Annotated in this window: 21 protein-coding genes; 4 read left to right on the top strand and 17 right to left on the bottom strand. The window is 40.4% G+C overall.

Annotation, left to right across the window (positions count from 1 at the left end; genetic code table 11):
• Window positions 1-41: 41 nt before the first annotated feature.
• Window positions 42-737: a TerB N-terminal domain-containing protein gene (locus ACT3RN_RS07795; RefSeq protein WP_444518549.1), complete on the bottom strand. Its 696-nt coding sequence runs from the start codon at window positions 735-737 to the stop codon at window positions 42-44.
• A gap of 37 nt (window positions 738-774) precedes the next feature.
• Window positions 775-1,641 carry an exonuclease domain-containing protein gene (locus ACT3RN_RS07790; protein ID WP_192992414.1) on the bottom strand — a complete coding sequence of 289 codons (867 nt, stop codon included), beginning with the start codon at window positions 1,639-1,641 and terminating at the stop codon, window positions 775-777.
• Between the two features lie 335 nt (window positions 1,642-1,976).
• Here ACT3RN_RS07790 and ACT3RN_RS07785 point away from each other — a divergent pair, with 335 nt between their 5' ends.
• The gene (locus tag ACT3RN_RS07785; RefSeq protein ID WP_192520902.1) at window positions 1,977-2,282 is read left to right on the top strand and encodes a helix-turn-helix domain-containing protein; all 306 of its coding nucleotides are present in this window, start codon (window positions 1,977-1,979) and stop codon (window positions 2,280-2,282) included.
• A 4-nt stretch (window positions 2,283-2,286) separates the two neighbouring features.
• Window positions 2,287-3,543 carry a type II toxin-antitoxin system HipA family toxin gene (locus tag ACT3RN_RS07780; protein ID WP_192520901.1) on the top strand — a complete coding sequence of 419 codons (1,257 nt, stop codon included), beginning with the start codon at window positions 2,287-2,289 and terminating at the stop codon, window positions 3,541-3,543.
• Window positions 3,544-4,263: 720 nt separating this feature from the next.
• Here ACT3RN_RS07780 and ACT3RN_RS07775 read toward each other — a convergent pair.
• The 3 genes from ACT3RN_RS07775 to ACT3RN_RS07765 form a co-directional block, all read right to left on the bottom strand.
• Window positions 4,264-4,530, bottom strand: a complete 267-nt coding sequence (locus ACT3RN_RS07775) for a hypothetical protein (RefSeq protein ID WP_443556413.1) — start codon at window positions 4,528-4,530, stop codon at window positions 4,264-4,266.
• A 482-nt stretch (window positions 4,531-5,012) separates the two neighbouring features.
• Window positions 5,013-6,125 carry a methyltransferase gene (locus ACT3RN_RS07770; RefSeq protein WP_443556415.1) on the bottom strand — a complete coding sequence of 371 codons (1,113 nt, stop codon included), beginning with the start codon at window positions 6,123-6,125 and terminating at the stop codon, window positions 5,013-5,015.
• 543 nt (window positions 6,126-6,668) lie between these two features.
• Window positions 6,669-6,791: a hypothetical protein gene (locus tag ACT3RN_RS07765; RefSeq protein WP_444518548.1), complete on the bottom strand. Its 123-nt coding sequence runs from the start codon at window positions 6,789-6,791 to the stop codon at window positions 6,669-6,671.
• 169 nt (window positions 6,792-6,960) lie between these two features.
• On the opposite strand from ACT3RN_RS07765, the gene ACT3RN_RS07760 reads away from it, so the two are divergent.
• Window positions 6,961-7,908 carry a helix-turn-helix transcriptional regulator gene (locus ACT3RN_RS07760; RefSeq protein WP_442064495.1) on the top strand — a complete coding sequence of 316 codons (948 nt, stop codon included), beginning with the start codon at window positions 6,961-6,963 and terminating at the stop codon, window positions 7,906-7,908.
• Window positions 7,909-8,365: 457 nt separating this feature from the next.
• Here the strand turns inward: ACT3RN_RS07760 and ACT3RN_RS07755 are convergent, their stop codons facing one another.
• From ACT3RN_RS07755 to ACT3RN_RS07700, 12 genes are all read right to left on the bottom strand, one after another.
• On the bottom strand, window positions 8,366-9,190 hold the full coding sequence (locus tag ACT3RN_RS07755) for an IucA/IucC family C-terminal-domain containing protein (protein ID WP_442064494.1): 825 nt from the start codon (window positions 9,188-9,190) through the stop codon (window positions 8,366-8,368).
• On the bottom strand, window positions 9,187-10,029 hold the full coding sequence (locus tag ACT3RN_RS07750; RefSeq protein ID WP_442064493.1) for an ABC transporter ATP-binding protein: 843 nt from the start codon (window positions 10,027-10,029) through the stop codon (window positions 9,187-9,189). The genes ACT3RN_RS07755 and ACT3RN_RS07750 overlap by 4 nt, the downstream gene beginning before the upstream one ends.
• Window positions 10,030-10,048: 19 nt before the next feature.
• Window positions 10,049-11,086 carry a FecCD family ABC transporter permease gene (locus ACT3RN_RS07745; RefSeq protein WP_442064492.1) on the bottom strand — a complete coding sequence of 346 codons (1,038 nt, stop codon included), beginning with the start codon at window positions 11,084-11,086 and terminating at the stop codon, window positions 10,049-10,051.
• The gene (locus tag ACT3RN_RS07740) at window positions 11,079-12,098 is read right to left on the bottom strand and encodes a FecCD family ABC transporter permease (protein WP_442064491.1); all 1,020 of its coding nucleotides are present in this window, start codon (window positions 12,096-12,098) and stop codon (window positions 11,079-11,081) included. Before ACT3RN_RS07740 ends, ACT3RN_RS07745 begins: the two co-directional genes overlap by 8 nt.
• Window positions 12,095-13,156, bottom strand: a complete 1,062-nt coding sequence (locus tag ACT3RN_RS07735; RefSeq protein WP_442064490.1) for an ABC transporter substrate-binding protein — start codon at window positions 13,154-13,156, stop codon at window positions 12,095-12,097. The genes ACT3RN_RS07740 and ACT3RN_RS07735 overlap by 4 nt, the downstream gene beginning before the upstream one ends.
• Window positions 13,157-13,248: 92 nt before the next feature.
• Entirely contained in the window at window positions 13,249-15,429 is a 2,181-nt protein-coding gene (locus tag ACT3RN_RS07730) for a TonB-dependent receptor (protein WP_442064489.1), read from the bottom strand.
• 857 nt (window positions 15,430-16,286) lie between these two features.
• Window positions 16,287-18,593 carry a TonB-dependent receptor gene (locus ACT3RN_RS07725; RefSeq protein ID WP_444518547.1) on the bottom strand — a complete coding sequence of 769 codons (2,307 nt, stop codon included), beginning with the start codon at window positions 18,591-18,593 and terminating at the stop codon, window positions 16,287-16,289.
• 169 nt (window positions 18,594-18,762) lie between these two features.
• Window positions 18,763-19,740: a siderophore ABC transporter substrate-binding protein gene (locus ACT3RN_RS07720; RefSeq protein ID WP_444518546.1), complete on the bottom strand. Its 978-nt coding sequence runs from the start codon at window positions 19,738-19,740 to the stop codon at window positions 18,763-18,765.
• Window positions 19,737-20,513, bottom strand: coding sequence for an iron ABC transporter ATP-binding protein (locus ACT3RN_RS07715; RefSeq protein ID WP_192520566.1), 777 nt, complete (start codon window positions 20,511-20,513; stop codon window positions 19,737-19,739). Before ACT3RN_RS07715 ends, ACT3RN_RS07720 begins: the two co-directional genes overlap by 4 nt.
• A complete protein-coding gene (locus ACT3RN_RS07710; protein ID WP_192520567.1) occupies window positions 20,510-21,460 on the bottom strand; it encodes an iron chelate uptake ABC transporter family permease subunit in 951 nt (316 codons plus the stop codon). Before ACT3RN_RS07710 ends, ACT3RN_RS07715 begins: the two co-directional genes overlap by 4 nt.
• Entirely contained in the window at window positions 21,457-22,395 is a 939-nt protein-coding gene (locus ACT3RN_RS07705) for an ABC transporter permease (protein ID WP_444518545.1), read from the bottom strand. Before ACT3RN_RS07705 ends, ACT3RN_RS07710 begins: the two co-directional genes overlap by 4 nt.
• A gap of 341 nt (window positions 22,396-22,736) precedes the next feature.
• On the bottom strand, window positions 22,737-23,693 hold the full coding sequence (locus tag ACT3RN_RS07700) for a helix-turn-helix domain-containing protein (protein WP_192520569.1): 957 nt from the start codon (window positions 23,691-23,693) through the stop codon (window positions 22,737-22,739).
• A gap of 213 nt (window positions 23,694-23,906) precedes the next feature.
• Here ACT3RN_RS07700 and ACT3RN_RS07695 point away from each other — a divergent pair, with 213 nt between their 5' ends.
• The gene (locus ACT3RN_RS07695; protein ID WP_192520570.1) at window positions 23,907-24,212 is read left to right on the top strand and encodes a cupin domain-containing protein; all 306 of its coding nucleotides are present in this window, start codon (window positions 23,907-23,909) and stop codon (window positions 24,210-24,212) included.
• The last annotated feature ends 134 nt before the right edge of the window (window positions 24,213-24,346 follow it).

The raw sequence follows: 24,346 nt of genomic DNA, 5'->3' as shown, positions 1-24,346 counted from the left end.
GGTCTTTTTTTCACCTTGCATTTGGTATTGCACTTCATGTGTTAATCTAAGAAGTTATAAAAAGAGGACTGCTCGCCATAAATCGTATGCAAACGATACACTTCATTATAGAGGCTAATGAACTCATCGTCAGAGACATTATCTTCACTGATACTTTCAATCACGCGGCGCTCAAGCCCGTTGAAGTAAATAAACACGTAACCGATGGGTATATTAGGATGGGTACGATCTGACGCCAACCAGTCTAAATAAATGCCGCGGCATGCGGGTGAAAGCTGCACGTAAGCTGGCCAGTATCCAAGCGACTCATCACTATAAATGGTGGTCATGCTATGTATGAATTTCGGCGGACTGACTGATAAGCGCTCATCTATTAATGAGGGCTCAATACCATAGCCGACCAATGTATCAAGCTGCGCACCCACATAAATAAATCCCCGTTCAATTGTGCGACCATGAATCGTTATGGACTCGTACTGAGTGACCCAGCGTCCTTTTTTGAGGTTTTGATTTGAGGGTATAATTTGGTCATTTTGACGGCTTGTTAAGTCGTCTGATGAGAGGACAAACGTCGCTAGGTTATCGATATCATCTGAGTCACTGTTATCGTATTGGCTCGTACGACTTGACTGTTTTATATCAGGCGGCAAATCGATAAAAGTGGACTTTGTATCATTGTCCTTGGCATCGTATTTTTCTTTAAACCGTGCCATGACGTTATCAATGAAGTTTTTCATTATCTATGAAGCCCATTATAAAAAACAAAGAATCAAACTATAGTTTTAGTATTTTAAGAAACTCATACTCTGTAATAATACTGATATCACTACCTTCTGCTATCAACGCCTCAGACTTGCGCTGTTTACTGCTTTTATCATGTCCATTTAGTACGGCTAAGTCGGGCGTTCCCACAACCAAGTAATCAAGCTTTTTGGACACACCTGCCTTAACATGGAATCCTTGCTTTGCAGCAATCTCAGTAATTTCGGCCCGCTTTATGGACAGCTCACCTGTAAAACAAATATTTAGTCCAAAAAACCGCCCCTCTTTATTGCCTGCTATCGCTCGATTTTGAGGGAATCGCGGCGGCGTATGTTTGTTTTTTGATTGAGATGAGGCGTCTTGTAACCACTCTGTAATGCAGGCGCTATTTTCTCTAAGAATCGTAGTTGTCACAAAACCGCATGCCTTAGCATCTTCTAAGGCGTCATGATGGTTAAAATCATATCGCCACTCGCGGCACACATTGGCAAGGTTATATCCTGAATCCTTAAAGCGCTGACAAGTATCACGTACCATGCGTGAGGCGTCCACCCATTGCCAAGAAGGTAGCGGTAAATTATGATCATCTAAGCATTTGGTTATCGCTCTTTGATCAAAATCGGTGTAACTGACCACCATATTGTTCCCAACAAACTGAATGATATTGCCATAAATATCAAACATAGACGGCGCGTCTTTAACTTGCATGGTATCGATACCGTGAATGCCTGTATTTACTCGACTAAAGCTAGACGCTGGTCTGATAAAATGACAGTAAGTATCTACCAGCTTACCCTTGATATATTTCGCCATTCCTATTTGGCAAATAGAGCCGACATCTGAGTTAGCAGTTTCCACATCAATAGTCACGAAATTCATCATCTATCCTTGCACAAATGGTATGTAATATATCTGAATCGCTAATAACAGTAAACTAAAATTGATATCCCAACCTATCTGACTGATAAATATGAATAGAGCTCTATTGAAACTCTGACGATAGCCTTGCGACATCTTCTTGCTTCACAAGCGCTATACTTTAAAGGGTTAAAACTATATTTTAATATTTTCCGCATGATTCATGACACTAAAGATGAGTGCTAGAGCAATATAATTTGCTGTCAACTTATTACTTATATACACCATCATTCATATTTGAGTCTTTAAATGCTATAATAGCACTTAAACATCCAATTATGAGCGATTAATATAATATGCGATTTGATTTTTATACGCCAAGTGAGATAGCTGTCATTTTGGGTGAGCGCCTAAAAACGCAGCGATTGGTACTCAATCTAACCCAAGCTACTCTAGCAGAAAAAGCAGGTGTTGGTGTCAGTACAGTGGCTCGCATTGAGTCGGGACAAGGTGGCACGCTAGATAATGTAATCCGGCTTGCCATTGCACTTGGTATGATTAATCATTTTGCCGAATTGTTTGACATCAAACCTAGCAGTATTGAAGACATTATCGCTAAACAAAACCCACGCCTGCGAGCATCAAATAAAGCTAGCGAGTAACGCTATGTACCAACCAATATCTGTTATTAATGTCTATTATAAAGGCTTTGGATCTAAACGTCTTATCGGTCAGCTCACAATGGACGGACGCCGCCCTGTATTTGGCTATGATGCGGCGTGGATTGCTGATGGTTTAGAGATATCGCCTATCGAGATGCCACTACGCAGTGCGCCTTATTATGGCAGTCATGCGTCCAGTCATTATCTTTGCGGTCTGTTGTCAGATAGCTTGCCTGATGGTTGGGGCATGCTGCTGATGGATAGGTTTTTTCGGAAGGTTATGGACAAACCTATACAGCAAATTAATGTTTTAGATCGCTTGGCTTATATTGGCGATTCAGCCATGGGCGCCCTGAGCTTTGAACCTGAGCATGATTTATCTGATGCTATTGATATGCCGGAGCTGACTTTAGCGAAGCTTGCGGCTGCCAATCAAACCATTCTATCGGGTCAAGACAGTGACATATTGGCTGAGCTTATCGTTATTGGCGGCTCCCCTCAGGGCGCTAGACCAAAAGCGTTGGTTTTATATGATGAGGCAAGTGATTTTATCACTACTGATTTAACCCGCGCAAACCCACCGGCAACACCTTGGCTTATCAAGTTCCCTGCTCAGTCTGAGCACAAAAGCGTCTGTCTATTAGAAGCGCTTTACGCTGATATGGCAAAACAAGCAGGTCTTAACATGCCAGCGCATCACTATTTTGATATTAATAACGACTATGCCGCGTTTGGGGTTGAACGTTTTGACCGAATAGGCGATCAGCGCGTGCATACTCATACGCTGGCAGGCTTATTAGACATTGATTTTCGCATCCCATCGCTAGATTATCTGCAGTATTTGCGCTGTGTGCGTATGTTAACTGGGTCACAAGCCGCGGTAGAAGACGGTTTTAGACATGCGGTATTTAATGTGATTTTTAATAATAAAGACGACCATAGCAAAAACTTCTCTTTTATGATGGACAAAGCTGGCAGGTGGTCATTAGCGCCCGTTTATGATCTTGCTTATAACTCAGGAATGAATGGTTATCATCAAATGGATGTGACAGGTGAAGCGAAGCACCCTACTCGATCTGACTTACTGAAACTGGCTAAAGCAGCTGATATTAAGAAAAATAAAGCTCAAACAATGATTGATCAAGTAGCATCAGTCGCTGAAGCGTTTTTAACTATCATTGACAACTATGATATTGAAAAAGAGTTATCAAATAAGGTCGCTTGTGATATAAAAGATAACATTGAGCGGATGGCAAGTTGATGGCGTTATATAAGTTGTTAAATTTGTTGTTAAAATTAATAAAACAAATCCTATAGACCTTATATTTTAAGGATTAAGGTGTATTAGTCGATGCGTGGTGGGCGCACCAATCATTGTATTTAGACATAATCAAAGTATTTAGACATAATCAAAGTATTTAGACATAATCAAAAGCCCTCACAACCTACCAGTTATGAGGGCCTTTAATATCGTATAGCATCATAACATTTCATCACTTACGATCCCTTTTCATACAAGATACCGAATATCTTCAATGCTTACTCTCATCTTTTTAGGTCGTTCGAACTTATTCAAGACATAAAAATAACCCCCACCCTCAAAATAAAAAAAGCCTTTCAAGCTTTAGACTTCATATTTTGAAAGGCTTTATCTATTCTATTTCTTATCTAGATAAGGGACTTGATATTGGGGTTTGATAACCAGTGCTACTCAACTGCCGAATATTAGTAGGAAAACGAAACTGATTCCTTCTAGCATGTAGGTAGGAAATAGTTCTCTTATTGTAGAATAATTAGATTATCAGTTATCTCAACTTATAGATTACTAGGTTTCAGCCTCATTCTTACTCGTATGCCCAATTGGTCCACTTTGGGGAGATACTAATCTTGCCGATCTGTGATAATAAATACCGTTTGTAGATAATTACTTATTCTCTGTCAGTTTAATTATGTCACTACATACTTTATAATTCAAAGAGGTTTATTTCCTTAGCCATAGGTGAAATTTTTTATGTAACTGACCTAATATAAAGCTCATGATTGGCACAATTATAATGGTCATAATTAACAACCTAATCGGCAGTTGTAATTGACCAATATAAGGCATTATTAATGGGAAAAATATGTTGAGTAATGGATAAATAGACACCCAGACCAACAGCATTAACTTCCATTTTTTAGGTGCTCTTAAAGAAATTTCGTTCTTATATTCTTGCTTTTCATCAATATTAATATTTTCCGATTTCATTCTCTTTCTCCTTCTTTTTTAATCATCCAATACAATGATAAAGTACACACAGTTCAAGCTCTTCAAATCACCCTCGGATACATACCAGAATAACCGATTATTTCCAATATGATATCTGGTAGATATGGGAATAGGCATTCTAGCTAAGGAAAATAAACTTGATTGTAGACCGTAATTATTAGCCAATAAATCCTGATGGCTATGGATCACAATTAAACCAAAGATCACTCCGGCAGATAGTTCTAACGCAATGAATAGTTCCATTATGACAAGTATTAAGCTCCAATCTAATTACAGTATAGAGGCCAACCAATACATTCCAAGCAAGGCAATAACATTGACAATAGAACAGGTAGACACCACTGAACAAGGGGGAGGTTTTTGAATATGAAAGCTGTAAATAAGGCTTGCCCAGACTGCCACGATAACGGCTGTACTGGCGACCCAAGCCCATCATAAAGTGGAAATTGAAACAAGAAGGTTTATGCATTACTTTTCTTCCCTACATGCAACCAAAGTGGCGCCATGGGCGAACACGCGACGTCCTTTGAGGCGATAACATCTATGCTGTTTTGATTAAGAAGTTTGGGTATTTCTCCTTGTTTGGGTAAATAGTTTCCTTTCATTACCATAGGTAAATAAAAAGGTAATACCCGTTCACAGTATTCTTTATCTAATGTTTGCTCGGCATGAAGAATCAAAAGTAAGCCATTAGGTTTTAATAATTTAGCAATGCGTGCTATGCCTTCTTCTGGCTGGTCAAGAAAATGTAACACGGAAGAACACCAGATCAGATCAAAGGTTCCAACGATATTAACAGCGTCTTGCGACCGGTAGACATTCAAATTTCCAGATTGCACGGACACACGATCTTGCACACTCGCCGCTAAAATATTCTTCGCTGCGACGTCAACGGTTTCAGGAAAATCAAACACTACCCCTGTTGCTTCAGGAAAGCGCTTCGCTAAGGCCAACGCCGATAAACCTGGACCACCGCCTAAATCTAAAAAATGCATCTGTTTAAATGTTTGCTCCGTTAGGGATAAACCGTCACTGGAGGACATAAGGTAATCCATAATTTCATGAAGCACTGGAACCGTAACGGCTCGTTGCTCTTGAAAAATTTGCTCTTTGGCTGCATTCGCCCAAGCGGCCGCCATATTAGGCGCTGGTTCTACATTGTTTTCTTGTTTAGACGCTGGTTCTGGTGCGTACAATAGTGCCTCAAAACATGAGGAAAATTTTTGTAAGATACTCAGGCGAAAAGCAACTGCTTGGGCACAATCTAATGATGAGCTTGCGACCAAATACTTTTTTGCCATTTCGCTTGTTGAGTACAGTACTTCACCTGATGTTTCCTCTAAGGTTTTCTCTAGACACCCCATACTCCATAACAAGTCCAGCCAAGCTTCAGTGTTTTTTACATTCCACGGAAGAATAAATGATTTATGACATGCAATTTTTTCGACCTTAGACGCTGATAACAATAAATCAAATAAGGATTTAGAAAGAGCTATTTTTAATGCTTGAATTTTTACTTGTGCACCAGCAAGGTCCCAAAATGGCTGTAGTTCATGGTTATCTGATAAAGACATATTTATATTTCCTTAATACTCTTAAAGTTCCAAGGTATGCTGTAAACAGTTACATAGCTATTTTGATAGCCCACAGCATCGTATTCACGGTTTTCAAGATTGTTCATAGATTAATAATCTATATACTCTGTTTGCTCATAAATATTGGTAAACTTAAACCCCCTCTCTCAAGTACGTTGCCTCTACTAGGCCCTTAATAAAAACTGACCATGAGGACTACTTCCGTAGTGCGTACATACACGATCGATTATGAAGCGCGTAAAAATCCAATTCTGTTCACTACCCATAAAGTTGCTTTCACATCCTTGTGCGTTTAACGTGAGAACACATAATATTGAACTGAAAAGTGCATTGATATTAGCCATTAAGCCTCTTAATCTCGGCGAGATAATGCCGGATTGTTCAAAGATCGGAGGCTTAACGCAGTAAATATCCCTTCTAATTGACTTAAACTATCTATACCTTTTTCTTGTAGTTGTTCGTTATAGTAAACACTCGCGCTAATCTCAGTGGCGGATAAAGCTTGCTATTTTTTATTGATTATCACGTTAATACTGGTAATACATTGTCTAGTTCTGCAGCGTTTTTATCGGCAAAAATAAGTGTCGTCGTCAAACGAGTGATGTTCAAAAGAAACGTAGCGTGAGATAACAATGGTCTTGTCATGTTTTTCTCTGCATATTTTTTATTACGGAATATAAAAACATGATAGGCTTTTATGATATTGATTATCATTCAAATACATATTCATTCAGTTAAAAAACATATTCAATGCGGTTTTTCAGGTATAAATTGGCAATAACTGGAAATATCTAAAAAGAGGAAGTAGAAAAACATGGCGTATAGAATCAATAAAAATGCTCTTTTTACTGACGATAGCTTTTATGAAGGTTGGCAAAGGCATTCTGTCGCAAAAGATTTAGGAGAGTGTTATATAGATTGCTTTGTCCTAGAGCCGGGTTTATCAATTGTTTATTCAAGTTACACCCCAAACCGAGACATTATTGAAGAAAGTATTATAGAAAGAAGTAATTCCACCTTAAGCTTAGCTTATGGGCTAGAAGGCTGTTCACGCTATCACTCCAAAAACAGCATCAGCGAGGACCTTGTTTTTTCTTCTAACCACACCACCTTATCCACCTTTGGCAACAGTGTTGGTGAAAGACTTTATAAGGCGTTTCAGAGAGTCAGGCAACTGCGCATTATCATTGATGGTAGCCTTTTTAAGCGTTACGACATCTTTTTTGAGTCCGATGCTGAAAAGATATCAACACTACAGCAGCATTGGCATGCACAAACAGCGAATCACACTCAATATTATATAAAACGCTTAATAGCACTATCAATGAATAACCAGACAGCAAGGCCACTAGAAAAAAATATTTTGACGTTTAACCTACTGAGTGAGCAGCTTTCATTACTAGGGGGAGAGTTCGATACAGAAACGCCAAAACTTTCTATCAGCCACCAAGATGAAATCAAAGTCATAAACGCGAAATCTTTGATGATTCATGATATGAACCAGCCTTTGACATTGGCTTATATTGGGCACCAAGTGGGATTAAGTAAAAGTAAATTGAAACTAGGTTTTAAAGTAGTCTATCAAACCAGTCCTTATCAAATGTTGCTGGAAATTCGTATGAATAAAGCATGGGAGCTTCTTCAAGCTGGCTATCAAGTTGCTCAAACAGCTTACGCAGTCGGTTATCAACATCCTTCAAATTTTAGTTTGGCCTTTAGTCGTTTCTTTAATCAGACCCCTAAATCAATAGTGGTACGGTGAATTTATTCACTTATTTAGAGGTGATATCACCTCTTAAATGAACAGATAACATACTACGAAAAAACGAACAAGAATACCTTCCAGAACTGAACTGAATTAAAGCTAAGGCACTTCCTCAATACCACTTTCATGGTTTAGCTACAGTTTTTCTCATTTTTACCCCATGTTAAAAATGAGGACATACACTAGTGCTCAAAGAATAATATCGATAGGTTTGCCAAAAATTTATTAGGGCGTGTTGAACATTCACAAATAGGCACTGCTGATGGCTAAAACGGTTCCAAACAAGACATAAAATGATGATAATACTCATGCCTTGATCTCACGAGTAGCCACTAGCTTACTGTAGAATAATCTACTTCGCGAGTATCTCATTACACTATGAATATAGGTCAGTATGGTCGATATACTACAATAAGTGTTCGGTCAGCCGTAAGTGTTAGAGAGTTTATTCTACTTATTTAAGCCCCTCCCTTCTCTTTCTTTTGTCTTTTGCTAGAAGCAACGGGCAGTTGCTGCAATATTCTTCAAAATCAGTGGCCTCATAGTAAAAGCAGCAGCTTTTTCTAAAACGTATCGCATTATCACTGCCACTTAATTTTATTTTTTGAAAATTATAACGGGCCAATGGGTTGTGATCGATACCAAACAGTTTAGGACGGGCTTGATGAAGCAAGTAATCATAATCTTCAATGATTCTACTGCGAATGGCAGGACAAGTACTCTTCATTTTTTTTTCATATAATGAATAAACCCTGACTGCTGTATTTTCCCATAAAATACGCGGCCGCACCTTGGTCACCTCGATCATGACCTGCCAAAATACTGCTAGATTATCAGCGAAGAGGCGGCTGATCACCTCATCCCGCCACTCGGAGCGTTGTGCGGCATCTGCTGGGCGGCTGACCTGAGTATTTTGAATGGGCATTTGAGAGCGCCATATCCGCGCTTTATAGGTATAATCCAAAAAACAATTTTGTGCTGACATATCGAGACCTGCATCATAGAGAGTCATGGCATACAAGCTAGCGGCGGTGGCTAAGTAAGCATAACGTTTACTCAATAATGAAGCGGTGACTTTAAGTGAGGGTGAGTGAATGATTGGCGTGAGTTGATATAAAAATCGTTCACACTTTTCAGGATCTAATAATTGCGGTAGCCGAACTAAGGTCTCAACATTTCTGTTGGTCACGTCTATCAAGCCAAAAGAATCACAGAGCACCTGCCATTGCTCTGGATGCGAGGTCGAATAAGAAGGTGTGGGAAAGGGATAAATCATCATGACAACACACTGACAGTTTCTATCATCTGTTGCCTTGGAGCACTATGACCGCGTTTGTTGCCTTTGCCAAACGGTATACACATTGGTGTACCAAATATAGGATCAGTGGCAATATGGCAATCCAAACCAAAAATATGTCGTACATTTCGAGCATCCAATATGTCTGCTGGGTCTCCTTTAGCAAAAACTCTTTTATCAGCAATCGCCACCATAAAGTGAGCGTAACGGCAAGCTAAATTCAAATCGTGCAGTACCATGACAATCGTTTTATGCTCCTCACGATTGAGATCATAAAGCAAATCCAAAACATCAATTTGATGCGCAAGATCAAGATAGGTCGTTGGCTCATCTAATAAGATAACATCTGTATCCTGCGCCAAAGTCATGGCAATCCACGCTCGCTGTCGTTGTCCTCCTGATAAAGAGTCCACTGAGCGGTCTTTCAAGTCTAACAAGCTGGCACGTCTTAACGCTTGCATGACTTTTTCTTCATCAGTTATTGACCACTGTTTTAGCCAATTTTGATGCGGGTAACGGCCCATGCATACCAATTGATAAACACTCATAGATTCAGGTGCTTGCGGCGACTGAGGAAGAATAGAAAGCTCTTTTGCCACTTGTGCTGTTGATCGCTGTTGGATATGAGTGCCATTTAAGATGACTTGACCTTGCTTAGGATGAATAAGCCGAGCAAACGCTTTTAATAGAGTACTTTTACCACAGCCATTGCTACCCACAAACACAGTGATTTTCCCCTTAGGAATATCAACATCTAACTGTTCAATGATTGCTTGTTGATGGTAGCTTAACGTCAAAGACTGACCTTGTAATGAGTTCATAGCTGCGTCCTTCACGAGTTTATTTATTTCTGATTAAAAGGTAAACAAAGAAAGGTGTTCCCATTACCGCCACAAAAATGCCTGCTGGCAAGTCCAATGGCAAAAACGCCGTTCGTCCAATCAGATCAGCCAGCATGACCAAATTGGCACCAATTAATGAGCTGGTGATTGCCAAACCAGTAAAACTGCGGGCGACCAGCTGTTTTGCAATATGCGGTGCAACGAGACCAACAAATGCAATGGCGCCTGCATAAGCAACCGCGATGGCAGCAAAAGCCACAGCCAATAAGAGCAATAGCATCCGCTCACGCTCAGGCTTGAGCCCCAAACCCGTCATAATACTATCATCAAGCTCATGCAGACTAACACAGCGTGATGCCATCATTAAAAAAGGCAACAAACCCAATAGCCATATAGTAAAGTACTGAACATCTTGCCAGATAGTGCCATAAACGCTACCCGTCAACCAAACATAAGCGGATAAAGAAGATGTTAGCGGACTCAGTACCAATAACAATGTCGTTATAGATCCCATCACAGCGGAAAGACCGATACCAACTAGAATCAAACGCATCGGAGTGATACCTCGCTGCCACGCCAACAGGTAAATGAGAAAAGCAGTAAACCAAGCCCCAATCATGGCAAATACAGGCAGTAATTGCATACTCATAATGGGTGCTAAAAAAGACATAAAAAAGATAGCAGATGCTGATGCGCCAGTCGTCACCCCTAAAATATCAGGAGAAGCCAGTGGGTTTCGAACGATGCTTTGCAATATCAATCCAGACAAAGACAAGGCGATGCCTACAAGGGCTGCCATGACAACACGAGGAAATCTCAGCGTATCAACAATAAATCCAATACCGCTTTTATCTGTCACTCCCAGCTCATTGAGTACACTAATGACTTGCGATAGCGACAACGGAATTTTACCGATACATAATGACAGTAATAAATGAGCGATCGTTAAACAGAATATCCCAGTCACTATGATCACTGTACGGGTATTGATAATGCGAGAAAAAGAGCCTATTCGTAACGAGTAAGTGTTAACCATGGCGCATGCCTCGCCTAATCAAATAGATAAATAGTGGCGCACCAAGAAATGCCGTCATTACACCTATAGGAATCTCTTGAGGGAAAATAACCACTCTGGCCACCATATCCGCAATCAATAGTAACAAAGCGCCAAACACCATACAGCCAGGAATTAGCCACTCATGAGAAATAGTAATAGACATCAGCTTTCGCACAATATGGGGCACGATTAAGCCAACAAAGACAATATTACCTGCCATTGCGACCGCACAACCTGCCAGCACAGTGATTGCTAACCCCATGGTCATTTGAAGCAACGCTGTCCGCTGTCCCAGCCCTTTAGATATTTCATCACCCGCCATCAAAATATTGATGGGTTTGGCAAGTAACAAGGCCCCTACCAGTGCAACACCGATATAAGGCAGTAAGGTAGCCAGCATGTCCAACGAACGATTCGCCACTGAGCCTGCTAACCAAAATAAAATACTATCCAAACCTTCTTGATCGATAACTAATAAGGCTTGCGTGAATGAGCCAAAAAGTGCAGTGATAGCAGCACCTGCCAATACAATTCTAATCGGGTTAAACCTACCTGTGCCCATCGTTCCTATCGCATAAACCATAGCGCCTGCGACAAAGGCGCCCATTAATGCTATCCATATATATTGCTGCATCGAATCTAATTGAAAAAACATTGAACAAACAATAATACTGAAGGTCGCACCAGCATTGATGCCAAATATACTTGGAGACGCCAATGGATTACGTGTCAGCGCTTGCATTAAGCAGCCAGCCACAGCCAGACAACCACCAACCACCACCGCAAACACACTTCGCGATAGCCGCGTTGTCGCCACTAATATGTGTTCTACATTTAATAGATCAGGATAGAACAAAGCGTGAATCGCAGTGATTGGTGATATAAAAGTAGAGCCAATACATAAACTCAAAACAAAACTGATGATCAGTATTAGGATGCCAATCGTTAATATCAAGAAGGGCTTTTGGGTATTTTTCCACCGAGAAATCATTGCGACTTTCCTTTATGTGAATCTTGGTATAAATCTTTATACTGATATTGAGAGGGATTGCGACAGGGAGGATGAAAAATCGTATTCACTTCATCGAGCATATAGTTGGCACTAATGATACCGCCTGCCAAGCTCCAATAAATATTATCAACGTGATAAATCTGATGAGTTTTAGCGGCTTGTGTTTGCTGCCACAATAAATGTTGTGACCAAGATTGATAGTTCTTTTTTACCGTAGCATCATCTTTCATGATCACAAAGTACATATCAGCATCAATAAGCGGAATACTTTCTTTACTCACTAACTTTTGCGGTGCCCACTGCCTGTCTTCAACGACTTTTGTCCATTTGAAACCTAAATCTGACAGGATAGAGCCGGAAAAGCTATTAGGCGTATATAAACGCACATGATCAGAGCGAAAGTCTAATAAAGAAAGTTTTTGTGGCCAATCTTTGCCAAAATGCGTTTGTAGATTGTGACGGGTATCGATAATGCGTTTTTGCCAATCCGCCAGCAATTGATTGGCTTTATCACCTCTACCGAGGGCCTTTCCCGTCGTTTTTAAGGTTTGGCGAAAATCATACACTTCTTCTAACGCGATCGTCGGTGCGATCTGCGATAAGATACCATATATGTTTTCACTTCTATATCGTGAGATGATGATCAAATCAGGCTCTAAAAGCGCAATATCTTCTAAGCTTGGCTGCGTCTCTAGCCCCACGTAAGTGACATTTTTGAGCTGTGGACGTAGGTAGGTATACATGGGTTTTTGCGCCCAAGATTCAACCACACCCACTGGCTCGACGCCCAATGCAACCAGCGTATCTGTTGCTCCTTGAAACAGACTTACCACTCTTTTTGGTTGCCCATGAATAACGGTCTCACCGAGTGCGTGCTTGACGGTGCGTGTGCTTGTGTCGTCACCCTGTGCCGATAATGCAAACAACCCCAAATATAATGTAATAAAGGCAAAGCACATCAAACTCAGTACTTTGCCTATTTTTTTTTGAAATCGCTGCCCTACATTATCTTTTATTACCAAAAATTTTATCGCCAAACTGCTTTCTCTCTCATTCTGTCTATGGCCTGCTCACTATAAAAATGAGCGCGAAAAATATCACGCTCCGGTATTGATTTATAGTGACTTACCTAAAAATCTACTGAATAACCAACCGTCACGGTTCGACCCTGACCTGCAAAATAGCGATCATCATTATCAAGGGCGCTTTGTGAGTAGTAGGTGATGTAATCCTTGTCTAACAGATTGGATACCGCAAGATTGGCAACCCCTTTTGGCAGCTCATAAGAAATCGAACCATCTACCAGCGTATAACCATCAAAATCTAAATTTTGACCGTCAAAGTTACGGTCAAAAGCATGATTAACTTGTAGGTATGAATTAATTTTATCTGTCCATCTTGCACCCCATGACGCACTTAAACGATTCGGAGCGATATCTAACCCGCCTAGTCGACCATCAAGAGATCCATTGTCATCGGTGTCATATTTACCGTCAGTATGCGCATAAGAAAGTTTAACCTTATGATCATCAAAGGCTTGTGAGATACTCATTTCATAACCGCGGATTCTGGTTTTTTCGCGTGCCATCAAGAATGTTTCTGTCTCTGCGTTATAGCGCGAGCGGTCGCCAAAGTCTGAGCTTGACTGAAAAACACTCAAATCTAAATTGGTATTATCAAGCTTGACGCGTGTACCCAGCTCTACATTTTCTGTCAAAATCGGCTTAAGCTGGTTGAGGTTCTCTATACTCAACCCTGGCGTATTAATGGCTCGTAGCGCTCGACCAATATCAGGGATAGAATACCCTTCACTATAACTGGCAAACAAAGATATATCCTGTGTAGGCGCATACACAATCCCCGCATTGTATAGACTCTCTTCAAAATCTAACTCACCACCTTTGACCAGTACATTGTTATAGCGCGGCAAGGTTGTATAGTCGTCGGTTTCTAGCGTACCAATCTCTCTTCTGATCCCGCCATGAAGCGTTAACTTATCAGTGGCGGCAATTTCGGTTTGGAGAAATGGTGAATAACTAGTGTAGGTAGACAAAGGTACATAGGTTCTGCCAGTGCCGTACAGGTCTTGCTTACCTTTGTCATAAAGGGTATCCAAACCGCCCGTTACCTTCAGGCGCCCTTGTATCAGATCATCGTTGGTTAGGCTGATTTTACTACCGATTTTTGAAGCTTTTGTGCGGGATTGATCGTACAGCTCACCTACTGGAGCAATATTAGGGTCTTGGAAAGTGGCTGAGTTAGTCGCCCCAAACAGTCCTTCAAACTCTTGGTTAAATACCATTGCGTCAAGATTCATGCCAGCGATATCAGCGTTTTCGTAACGTATGCTCGATGTCCATACGTCGTTATGAGGAGCATCCCCTGGCGGTGTTTGTTCAATAGACGTCGTAGGAATACCTGATTCTCTGTTGCCAGCCACGCTGGTATAGTTGTTTTTATTCTCTATCTTGTAACGATTGATACTGGCTTGAATATACTGATCATCATCAATTTGATAGCCTAGCTTTGCCAGCACATCATACATGTGGGAGTCCATCAAATCGCCTTGTGTATTATCTACACCAATTTGAAGCCCAGCCCCGTCCAAGTATTTACCTTGGTCTTCATAAGATAAAGACAGTAAGTAATCAATATCTCCTTCGACACCATTAATACCGTAATTGGCTTTATAACTAAAAGTGTCTGAGTTAACCGTATCCGTTGGCGCCGTTGCTTGAATGCCAAAATGCTGGTTGGCGGTACCAGATTGTGGTTTTTTTGTGATGATATTAATGATACCACCTGTGGCACCCATACCATTAGTCGCATTTGCCCCTTGAACGACTTCCACTCTTTCTGCCATTGAAAAATCAATAGAGTGTGCCTCTCTGCCAGTCGGCCGCAACGGATTGGACTGCGGTACACCGTCTATCATAATCAATGGCGTGCGACCTCTTAGAGTTTCGCCACTGCCGTTCATTTTTCCCCTACTTGGAGTATAAGAAGGTAATAAATTGCTCAGCACATCAGATGAGTTAGAAGACAGCTGTAATTGTTGTTCAATTTCGTCTTGCTCAATGATTTGTACAGTTTGAGGCGATTTTTCTCGTTCTACGTCTGAGCGTGATGCGGTTACAATAATAGGTGCTAGTGTTGTTTCAGGTAACACCTCTTGCCCAGAGTTTGCATTATTTAGCACCGAATCTTCTGCATAAGCAGCTGACGTCAATAAAAAAGGCATCAGCATTAATAATACTTTTTTATTTTTCAAAACATAAAATAACTGCTTTTTCGGATTAAAATCACTCATTGCTATTCCTAAAATCGAATTTTACTGTTGAATGAAACTTCTTGCAGATTTGAGCATTGAGTTTTTATACTGATAAGTGCACATGTGATCGTACTATAGTCAATCAATGTTAAAAATGATACAAGGCAGACGAGCTCAAGTACTACAGTAGTAGGCTAAGTGAGTCTAACGCTGTAACACTTTAATAGTGATTCGACTATAATTCATAATAATCAACAAGAAATATGACGATGCAAATTAAATAAGACTCTCTATAGCCATAGTAATACTTACCGAGACTTAAGAGCCGTTTACTACTCTAAAATTATTGAAAGATAAGTAGAATCTCATCTCAGATGACAACCCTATTTTTACTATTTTTTTGTAATGATAGTAAAAAATAATAACGCAAATTATAATTATTATTATTTGCGTTGTCAATAACTTTCCAGCACTTCAATTTTTAGAAACATTCAAGGCAAAAGATAAGTTGAATTAAACGTTTTAACTAAAAGATGTTTTCAATTAGATTGTAAGGCTTAAAATGAGAAAAATGGTAGATAGAGAAAAAAGGAGGAAATTACCGTTAATATAGGGCCTATTGAACCTTCAAATATGGTGCTAACAATTACTATTTTTTAGACAATATGCAGTGAAATTTCTGACGCCTAGTTATTCTAGCTGAAACAATGTCGCCATATATTGGTAAAAAAACAGTACTGCCCTGAGACCCTAAAAATATTGACAAAATTCCTAACGATGTTTAGAAAAATTTAGCCATTTTAAGGCCACTCAATGTGCTAATTGATGACACGCTCTATTCCTAACTCATATGCACCATTAGATCCAAATTTTTTCTATCTAGAATCATATCCAAATCAAAAATCTATCGTTGCTGAAAGCATAAATGTACGCGGATCACCTAAGGCAAGATCGTTGTAAGATGCCGTTGTCCAATATGCCTTATTCATCACGTTATCAACACGTGCTCGAATGGTAAGAGGGGTTTGATTAACAGAAGTTAGATAACGTGCTCCAATATCGTATGTGGTGTGACCTGGTAACGACTGTGTATTATCATTTTCAAGATATTGTTTAGATACGGCATTTGCATTCGCTGTTAGCGTTAGATTTTCTATAAAAGGTAAATCCCACTCTGCCCCAATTTTAGATTGCCACTTTGGAACACCTGCAGCTTGATTGCCTTCATTAACACCATCATTTGTTTTAGTTAACTTCGCATCAATATAGGTAATACCACCCATCAAGCGTACACTCTCAGCAGGCGAGCCAAAGAACCCCCACTCTACACCTCGATTACGCTGTTCACCAGCATAAGAGAAAACATTGGTATCTGTATCGGTATAACTATTGGGTTTTTCAATTTCGTAGAGACTAAGGGTATGAGTAAACTCGCCACGATCCATTTTTATTCCTATTTCCTTTTGTTTCGTTTTATAAGGAGCAAATATTTCACCTGAATTTTCTGCACTTGTTGGTGCTGTAGCGCCTTTGCTTAGTCCTTCTATATAGTTCGCATACAAAGAAGTTTGATCTGTCATTTTTATAAGAAACGCCACTGACGGCGTTATAGCGCTTTCATCATACTTAGTACCTGAGGATAAAATACCTCCCGTTTGTTCTGTTTCTAGCTGCTGATACCGAGCACCTAAGGTGAGTTGGTATTTATCCTGATCAAACGATAAAGTGTCTGCAATTCCGTAGCTGGTCAAATTTGTGTCAGTCGTCAATAACAACGGCACATCAAAGTTTAGGCTAGGCGTTTCCCATACTGGATTATAAATATTAGTGTCATAGGTATAAGTGGCGTCAAAATACTTAGCGTTTAAATTGTACTCTTCATTGTAACGAGTGACATTCGCCGCAATCTGATGGTCAATCATTCCTGTCGAAAAATTGCTGTTCAGCCCTACTTCCATAGAGACTCTTTCATTATCATCAGCAACGTATCCAATCGTCGTAGTCATATCTCCATCAGAATTATACACCTGCGCTTTTGCTGCACTGAGTCCTTTAAACTCCATTTTATTAGCACCTAGGGCGGCATAGACAGTCGTTTGATCAGTCACATCAAACTCACCGCGTGTTATTGCACCTTTTGTTTCAGTATCATAAAAAGCCCAGCTTGGGTTCAATAACGTATCTGGATCTGGTGCGCTGGGAATGTCAATGCCTGATGCTACCGTAATACCACGAGTCGGCCCATCGACATGTTCTGTCGTCGCATAAAGATCCGCTGAAATTCGTGCACGTTCGCCCTTCCAATCTAAGGCAAGAGAACCCACTTTAGCCTCTTTATCTTGGTCATTAATCGCACTTTCACCATCTCTATAAGCACCGTTTATCCGCACACCAAACTGTTTATCTTCACCGAATCGGCGACCAACATCTACACTCCCACCAAGCTGCGAGTCTGATATGTACTTAGTCGTCAATCGAGTGAGTGGCTCATCACCTGCTCGCTTAGTGACTAGATTCACAGAGCCACCTACAGAGCCGTTAGGTGACATACCATTGAGCATTGCTGATGGACCTTTGAGTACCTCAACACGCTCAAACATTTCAGGTGAACTGCGGTAATAAGGCGCCATACCAGACAACCCATTTACTGTCACATCATTACTATTCGAAGCAAAACCACGGATAGAATAACTTTCAAGATTTTCTCCACTTCCTCCACTGGTATAAACAGAGGGATCCGTTGCAGCAATAATCTCACTAATATCTGTGGCTTGCTGATCCTCAATAAATTTATCAGTATAACTAATAGCACTAAATGGTGTTTCTAAAAAGTCTTTGTTTCCCAAAAATCCAACATGATTGGTATAAGTTACTTGCCCTCCAGAATAGGTTTGATTATCGTTGCCTTCAGCCACTACTGTTATCGCTGGTAGTGTGGTAGTTGGTATCTCTTGATTGGCTCCTAAATCTATATTTTGGTTTTGCTGTTCGGTATCCAATTCATTAACTTGCTGACTGCTGGTCAGGTCGCTACCTTCCTGTGCATAAGCTGATGGCACACATATAAATACGGTCCCAGCCGCTATGCCTAAAGCCATCGCAAGCTTTGCCGATACAATATAATTAAGGGCGAAAGACGGTTTGGTCTGTGTCGTCCATCGTTTAACATTACTTTTATGATTTAGCTGCTGAAGTTGATACATAAAAACATCCTCTTATTTTTGTAAAAATATAAATACGAATAAAAACACAAATGATAATCATTAATAATTTTAGATAAAAAACCTTCTGCTTCTCATTTAATTATTTACTGGCTCTAGGGTGAATGGAAGACACGCCCTAGTTCAAAACCTCTCTCGTCTTAGAATTTATCTAGGAAATTGACTGATAACCTTTGAGAACATCGTCCATAATAATGTTGAGCGAGGTTGGACTAGCAGCCGCTATATACCACGCATCCGCATCAACAAAAACGACATGGCCATTTTTCCATGCTTTTGTTTGACGCAATAAAGGGTTGCTAATGTCATCAGGACTTATAACAGAGCGACGCTCCATGACAGCGGTACGGTCCACAATATAAATAATATCTGGATCCGCCTGCTGTATGAATTCGCTAGAAATAGGCTGCCCATGTAAGCTAGTTCCTACCGTGGTACTTGCAGGTTTGACACCCAAATCATTAAAGATAAAACCATAGCGTGACTGCACACCAAAATTACTAAAAGCTCCGTTGTTATGTAAGACAACCAATGCTTTTTCTGGGCGATTTTTTGTGAAGGTCTGAACCTCTTTAACTCTTGTATCTAACTGCTTGACCTTTTCCTCCGCCAACGCTTCCTTATCAAAAATACGACCCAGTGTTAATAGGTGATTTTTGACACTGGCTATATGTTGCTGATGACTGTTATTAAAATTCACATCGAAATGTAGGGTTGGTGCAATTTCTGACAGCTCTTGATAATGAGCCGCATGAAGTGGCGTCATCAAAATAAGATCAGGATGTAGTGCATGGATACGTTCCATATTCGGTTGTACAATAGCGCCTAAATCCTCCACACTAGCATCATCTTTATACTGAGCAAGAAAATGAGGTACATAATCTTTCACCATGCCTGCAATTGGCACATCAAGCTGATCCAAAAAATCAGCTTCATTCATATCCAGTACCGCGACACGTTGCGGACGATTATTAATGACAGTAGTACCAAGCTCATGATCGATGGTAATAGGTGTGTCTAGCGCTTGTATCGTCTGCACAGATTGAGTAGATTCTTTTTCACATCCTTGCAGTGGAATAGCTGCCGAGATCGCTAATGCCCAGACCCAACCGCTCTTTTTCAAACTCATACTTTTACCCCTGATAAATTGAAGTAGTTGCACAAGCAACCACGTTCATTACGAATAATTTCAAAATCAAGATCGTATAGCTCACTTAAATTGGTTTCTGTCACAACCTGTGCAGAGACTCCACTGAAGCTAAGCGCACCATTTTTCAAAGCCACAATATAATCAGAATAATTGGCCGCAAAATTGATATCGTGAATCACCAAAATCACCGTACGGCCCTGCTCATCACATAGACGACGTAGGGCTTGCATAATCTGCACAGCATGTTTCATATCTAAATTATTCAGAGGCTCATCCAATAACAACACGTCCGTTTGTTGCGCAATAGTCATTGCCAAAAAAGCCATTTGACGCTGACCACCACTTAATTCATCTAAATAAGCGTGACGTAAAGGCTCTAATGCTAAAAAACCAATCGCCTCATCAATGATTTGTCGATCCTCTATCGTCAACGAGCCACGACTATACGGAAAACGTCCAAAAGAGATCAGCTCTTCCACTGTCAATCGTAAATTAAAGCCCGGAGACTGCCGCAGTGTGGCCACATGATGAGCATACTCAGAAGTACGAATTTCACTGATTTTTTGACCATCAAGTGACACATAACCACTACTCGGCTCCAATAACCTAGCCATCATCATCAATAAAGTAGACTTCCCTGCACCGTTAGGACCGATTAATGAGGTGATACGCCCCGTTGGAAACGCCAGAGAGACATCAGATAGCACGGCTTTTTTACCATAACTTTTATGGAGGTTACTAACGGTAATCATGTAATCCCTCTAGTACGAACAGTCAATGCCAGAAAATAGATACCACACACCAGATTGACAAGAATACTGACACTGGTTTTATAGTTAAAAACATGCTCAACGAATATTTGTGCAATCAAAAATATGGCTATAGAGACCGCACAACCTATAGGTAATGTAACTTTATGCTTACTACTTCCTGCAAGCGCATAAGCTATATTGGCAATGAACACGCCCATAAAGGCCGTGGGGCCAATCAAGCTCGTTGACACAGCGACGAGGATGGCAATTAAAGCCAAATACAACTTGACGTATTTGGCATGATTGATACCAAGTGACATCGATTGCTCACGACCGAGAGCCATCACATCTAAAACAGGTAACGTCTTACGACTCACCCATAACACCGTTACTACCGCTAGTACGCCATACCAAACGGTTTCAGGATTGGATCTATTAAAAGAGGTATAGCTCAACCCTTGAAAAACCGAAAACTCACCTGGACTGATACGAAGCTGAATAAATTGTGTGACCGTGCCAATGACCATTGTCAAAACCAGACCAAATAGCAGCAGCATAAAGACATCGCTTTTGCATCGAGGTAACAGCAAACGATGCAGTGCCCACGAATACACCAGCATCAACATGATGGATGCGATGAAATTACCGCTGACACTTAGCATCATCAGCCCGTTCGTACCCATAACCAAGAGCAACAGCGCTTGCCACAGCAAATAAACAGCCTCATACCCCATAATTGAAGGCGATAAAATACGGTTACCTACAATGGTTTGAAATACAATGGACGAAACAGCTAAGCAGACACTACCAAGTACAATGATTACTAGACGCATAAAGCGTTTCGGAATCAAATAATCAAAATCTAATCCTGAGCCTATCAATAAGAAAACAAGCGCCAAAAGAAGAATCAGTAGCAGCATCGTCCATATTTTTACAGCTTGGCTCATTTGACACCCTTCATAATCAACATGAGGAAAATCACACCGCCCACCCCACTAGCAGTCAGCCCGATAGGGACTTCGAAAGGATAGATAATGACTCGCCCAAAAATATCACAAATAAGCAGTAAACCAGCGCCGCCCAGTGCAACGATGGGCAATGTTCTTGATAAGTTTTCTCCATATTTCAGAGCGACTAAATTAGGGATGACAAGGCCGACAAAAGGTATCGCACCAATAGTGATAACCGATGCCGCAACGGTCATCGACACTAAGATAAGCCCCAATGCAGCTGTCGCAGCATAACGCAATCCCAAACTGGCTGCCATTTCCTCACCCATGCCCATCACCGTGAAACGATGCGCATAAAGATAAGCCAATACAATAATGGGCAAAATGATATAAATAAGCTCATATTGACCTTGTACAACCCTCGAAAAATCTCCTAACAACCAGCCTTGCATACTTTGTAAAATATTATGCTGATAGGCATAAAACTCAGCTATCGAACTCAGCACACTGCCATACATCAACCCAAGTACAGGAATCAGCACAGAGTTTTTGAAGGTAATACGGCTGATGATAAAAATAAAAAGCAGACTCGCTGCAAAACAAAAGAGCATAGCAAATAGCATTTTATTGCTTGTGCTGGCACTAGGAAGCATCGTTAGTGAGACCAAAATACCAAGCTTGGCTGCATCCAAACCACCTGATGTGGCAGGTTCGACGAACTTATTGCGCACAATGTGTTGCAGAATAACACCACTGACAGACAACCCTACCCCTGTTAAAAGCAGTGCAATCAATCGCGGTATACGGCTGGCCGTGATGGTCAACCACGCGTCGCTTGAAAAATTAAAGAGCGCGACAATTGACGTCTGCTTTGAACCCAGCATTAAAGAAATAGCACAGAGTAAAGTGAGTAACAAAAATAGTAAGCGCATTATTGAAACTCTTCTGACTTATATAGATACGAATGAATTTTTACTCTACAGAACACCATCACAAGCCTATAAAGCAATTTGCTGGGAATTTTTTCATTAAAGTATAAATGAGAATCAATCATACTATGCTTGTTTGAATAGATACATTGAGTATAAGGTGAAACTGGGAAGTTATACGGTGAATAAGGGAACTTATTCAGAATGGCATCTAATCATTTTCCAATGTCAAAAAATCAGATGAACTCAAACACAGCAAGAGGTTGGCGTAAATAATTCGCCTGTATTCAAGGCCTGTTTAGCGTATTTTAGAGAATAGTAGCAGCTTGACATAAATAGGCCGACTAGATAAGTTGTGTGGGAGTGACGCCATAAAATTTGGCGAATGCTTTGCTGAAATTACTGGGATCATGATAGCCAACATACCATGCCGTTTCCTGAACACTTTTATATTCATCTAACAATAAACGCATTGCTTCCTGCATACGTAATTCACGGATGAACTGACCTATTGTTTTGCCCGTTTGTTGTTTGAACTGTTGTTTTAGATAGCATTCGTTTATACCCACTCGTTGAGACAACAAGGAGATTGTTAGCTTATGCTTGTACTCTTGGCGAATAATATCAACGGCGTGATCAATTTGGCTTTTTTGGTTTATTAATCGACCAGATTTGTCCTGAATACCTAGCATGTCTTGACAGAGAAGTAACGCTTGGCTCTCTAAAGTCAAGCGATCACTCAAAGTGTAACAAGGTAGTGAGAGGATATAAGCGGCGCGAGCAAGTAGCCGTGGCTGATTTGATAAACGGACCTGAACCATTTCAGGATCTTGATCGTCAGCTGGCAATAACCAAGCCGGCAAATCGAAGCTTTCTGCCCAACGTGACAGTAGCTCTTGATTAAAATCGATCGATACTACATGGCTATTTATGGATGGTCTCTGCAAATACTCAGTATCGGTAGTAGAGTTTATATCACCAAAATCTCCTGATCGTCGCCAAACTTGCTTCGAGTGGATGTTTGTATCGGTAGGTAAATTACTAGCATGTAACGTATAGTTTGCATCTACAACCAAATGCATGCCAACATCACAAGAAAATGGCGCAGCCGGTTCAACCACAGGTTGCTCATCCGTGATGCAGTTTCGGCCGAGCACAATACCGTTATGCAAGCTCAGCAAGTCACCATAACCAGAGCTACCATCGTAAGTTGGACGTTTAATCAAATAATCAGAATCAGGGCGATCAAAATCCCAATATTTGGTCTGATAGTGGTCATAAAATGTGTTCAGGTCTGCCATAAAAATATAATCACAATGTTTTAGGATGTGGTTTGAGTGAGTAGAGAACAGATGTTTTATTACATCCAGATAAAACAGATTCATTTGAATGAGTCGTAAAATTTCAACTCTTGAAGTAATCATAGCATTATTAGCAATAAACAATCATTTTAATGTAAATGATTATCAATCAAATATAGATAACTGTAACTAATATATCAGGATGAAGTAATAATGAGCCTACTTATAGCCAACATAAAGAATGAACTGGATGACATTAAAGCATTTTGGAAACCTACTGATATTGCACAATTTAATCAGTTGACCGTCAAACTGGCCAAACTAAAAGGCGAATACGAGTGGCATAATCACGAACATGAAGACAAGTTATTTCACATACTGTCAGGACAGTTATTTATTATATTAAAAGACAAAACTATAGAAGTGAATGCTGGTGAAATGGTCGTTATTCCTAAGAATACTGACCATAAGCCTCATGCTCCGACTGAGGCTAGCGTGATGTTTTTTGAGCCTTTATAAATCAGAACCCACATTTACTGGTAACTCTAATGATCAGTTAACGAAATCACTGCCTATAAAATAATATCATCACATACATTTTAGTCGACCTACCTTGATATGGTAGAGGCTGAGAAAATGGAAGCAGAAATCAT

The sequence above is a fragment of the Psychrobacter sp. AOP5-GZ1-6 genome, assembly GCF_052376345.1.
GTDB lineage: Bacteria > Pseudomonadota > Gammaproteobacteria > Pseudomonadales > Moraxellaceae > Psychrobacter.
The sequence above is the reverse complement of the archived record's forward strand: the minus strand, read 5'-3'. Positions and strand labels throughout refer to the sequence as shown.

Excerpts from the sequence above, each read along its gene's own strand:
- ACT3RN_RS07795 (WP_444518549.1), bottom strand. The coding sequence starts at position 737 with ATGAAAAACTTCATTGATAACGTCATGGCACGGTTTAAAGAAAAATAC.
- ACT3RN_RS07790 (WP_192992414.1), bottom strand. The coding sequence starts at position 1,641 with ATGAATTTCGTGACTATTGATGTGGAAACTGCTAACTCAGATGTCGGC.
- ACT3RN_RS07785 (WP_192520902.1), top strand. The coding sequence starts at position 1,977 with ATGCGATTTGATTTTTATACGCCAAGTGAGATAGCTGTCATTTTGGGT.
- ACT3RN_RS07780 (WP_192520901.1), top strand. The coding sequence starts at position 2,287 with ATGTACCAACCAATATCTGTTATTAATGTCTATTATAAAGGCTTTGGA.
- ACT3RN_RS07775 (WP_443556413.1), bottom strand. The coding sequence starts at position 4,530 with ATGAAATCGGAAAATATTAATATTGATGAAAAGCAAGAATATAAGAAC.
- ACT3RN_RS07770 (WP_443556415.1), bottom strand. The coding sequence starts at position 6,125 with ATGTCTTTATCAGATAACCATGAACTACAGCCATTTTGGGACCTTGCT.
- ACT3RN_RS07765 (WP_444518548.1), bottom strand. The coding sequence starts at position 6,791 with ATGACAAGACCATTGTTATCTCACGCTACGTTTCTTTTGAACATCACT.
- ACT3RN_RS07760 (WP_442064495.1), top strand. The coding sequence starts at position 6,961 with ATGGCGTATAGAATCAATAAAAATGCTCTTTTTACTGACGATAGCTTT.
- ACT3RN_RS07755 (WP_442064494.1), bottom strand. The coding sequence starts at position 9,190 with ATGATGATTTATCCCTTTCCCACACCTTCTTATTCGACCTCGCATCCA.
- ACT3RN_RS07750 (WP_442064493.1), bottom strand. The coding sequence starts at position 10,029 with ATGAACTCATTACAAGGTCAGTCTTTGACGTTAAGCTACCATCAACAA.
- ACT3RN_RS07745 (WP_442064492.1), bottom strand. The coding sequence starts at position 11,086 with ATGGTTAACACTTACTCGTTACGAATAGGCTCTTTTTCTCGCATTATC.
- ACT3RN_RS07740 (WP_442064491.1), bottom strand. The coding sequence starts at position 12,098 with ATGATTTCTCGGTGGAAAAATACCCAAAAGCCCTTCTTGATATTAACG.
- ACT3RN_RS07730 (WP_442064489.1), bottom strand. The coding sequence starts at position 15,429 with ATGAGTGATTTTAATCCGAAAAAGCAGTTATTTTATGTTTTGAAAAAT.
- ACT3RN_RS07725 (WP_444518547.1), bottom strand. The coding sequence starts at position 18,593 with ATGTATCAACTTCAGCAGCTAAATCATAAAAGTAATGTTAAACGATGG.
- ACT3RN_RS07720 (WP_444518546.1), bottom strand. The coding sequence starts at position 19,740 with ATGAGTTTGAAAAAGAGCGGTTGGGTCTGGGCATTAGCGATCTCGGCA.
- ACT3RN_RS07715 (WP_192520566.1), bottom strand. The coding sequence starts at position 20,513 with ATGATTACCGTTAGTAACCTCCATAAAAGTTATGGTAAAAAAGCCGTG.
- ACT3RN_RS07710 (WP_192520567.1), bottom strand. The coding sequence starts at position 21,460 with ATGAGCCAAGCTGTAAAAATATGGACGATGCTGCTACTGATTCTTCTT.
- ACT3RN_RS07705 (WP_444518545.1), bottom strand. The coding sequence starts at position 22,395 with ATGCGCTTACTATTTTTGTTACTCACTTTACTCTGTGCTATTTCTTTA.
- ACT3RN_RS07700 (WP_192520569.1), bottom strand. The coding sequence starts at position 23,693 with ATGGCAGACCTGAACACATTTTATGACCACTATCAGACCAAATATTGG.
- ACT3RN_RS07695 (WP_192520570.1), top strand. The coding sequence starts at position 23,907 with ATGAGCCTACTTATAGCCAACATAAAGAATGAACTGGATGACATTAAA.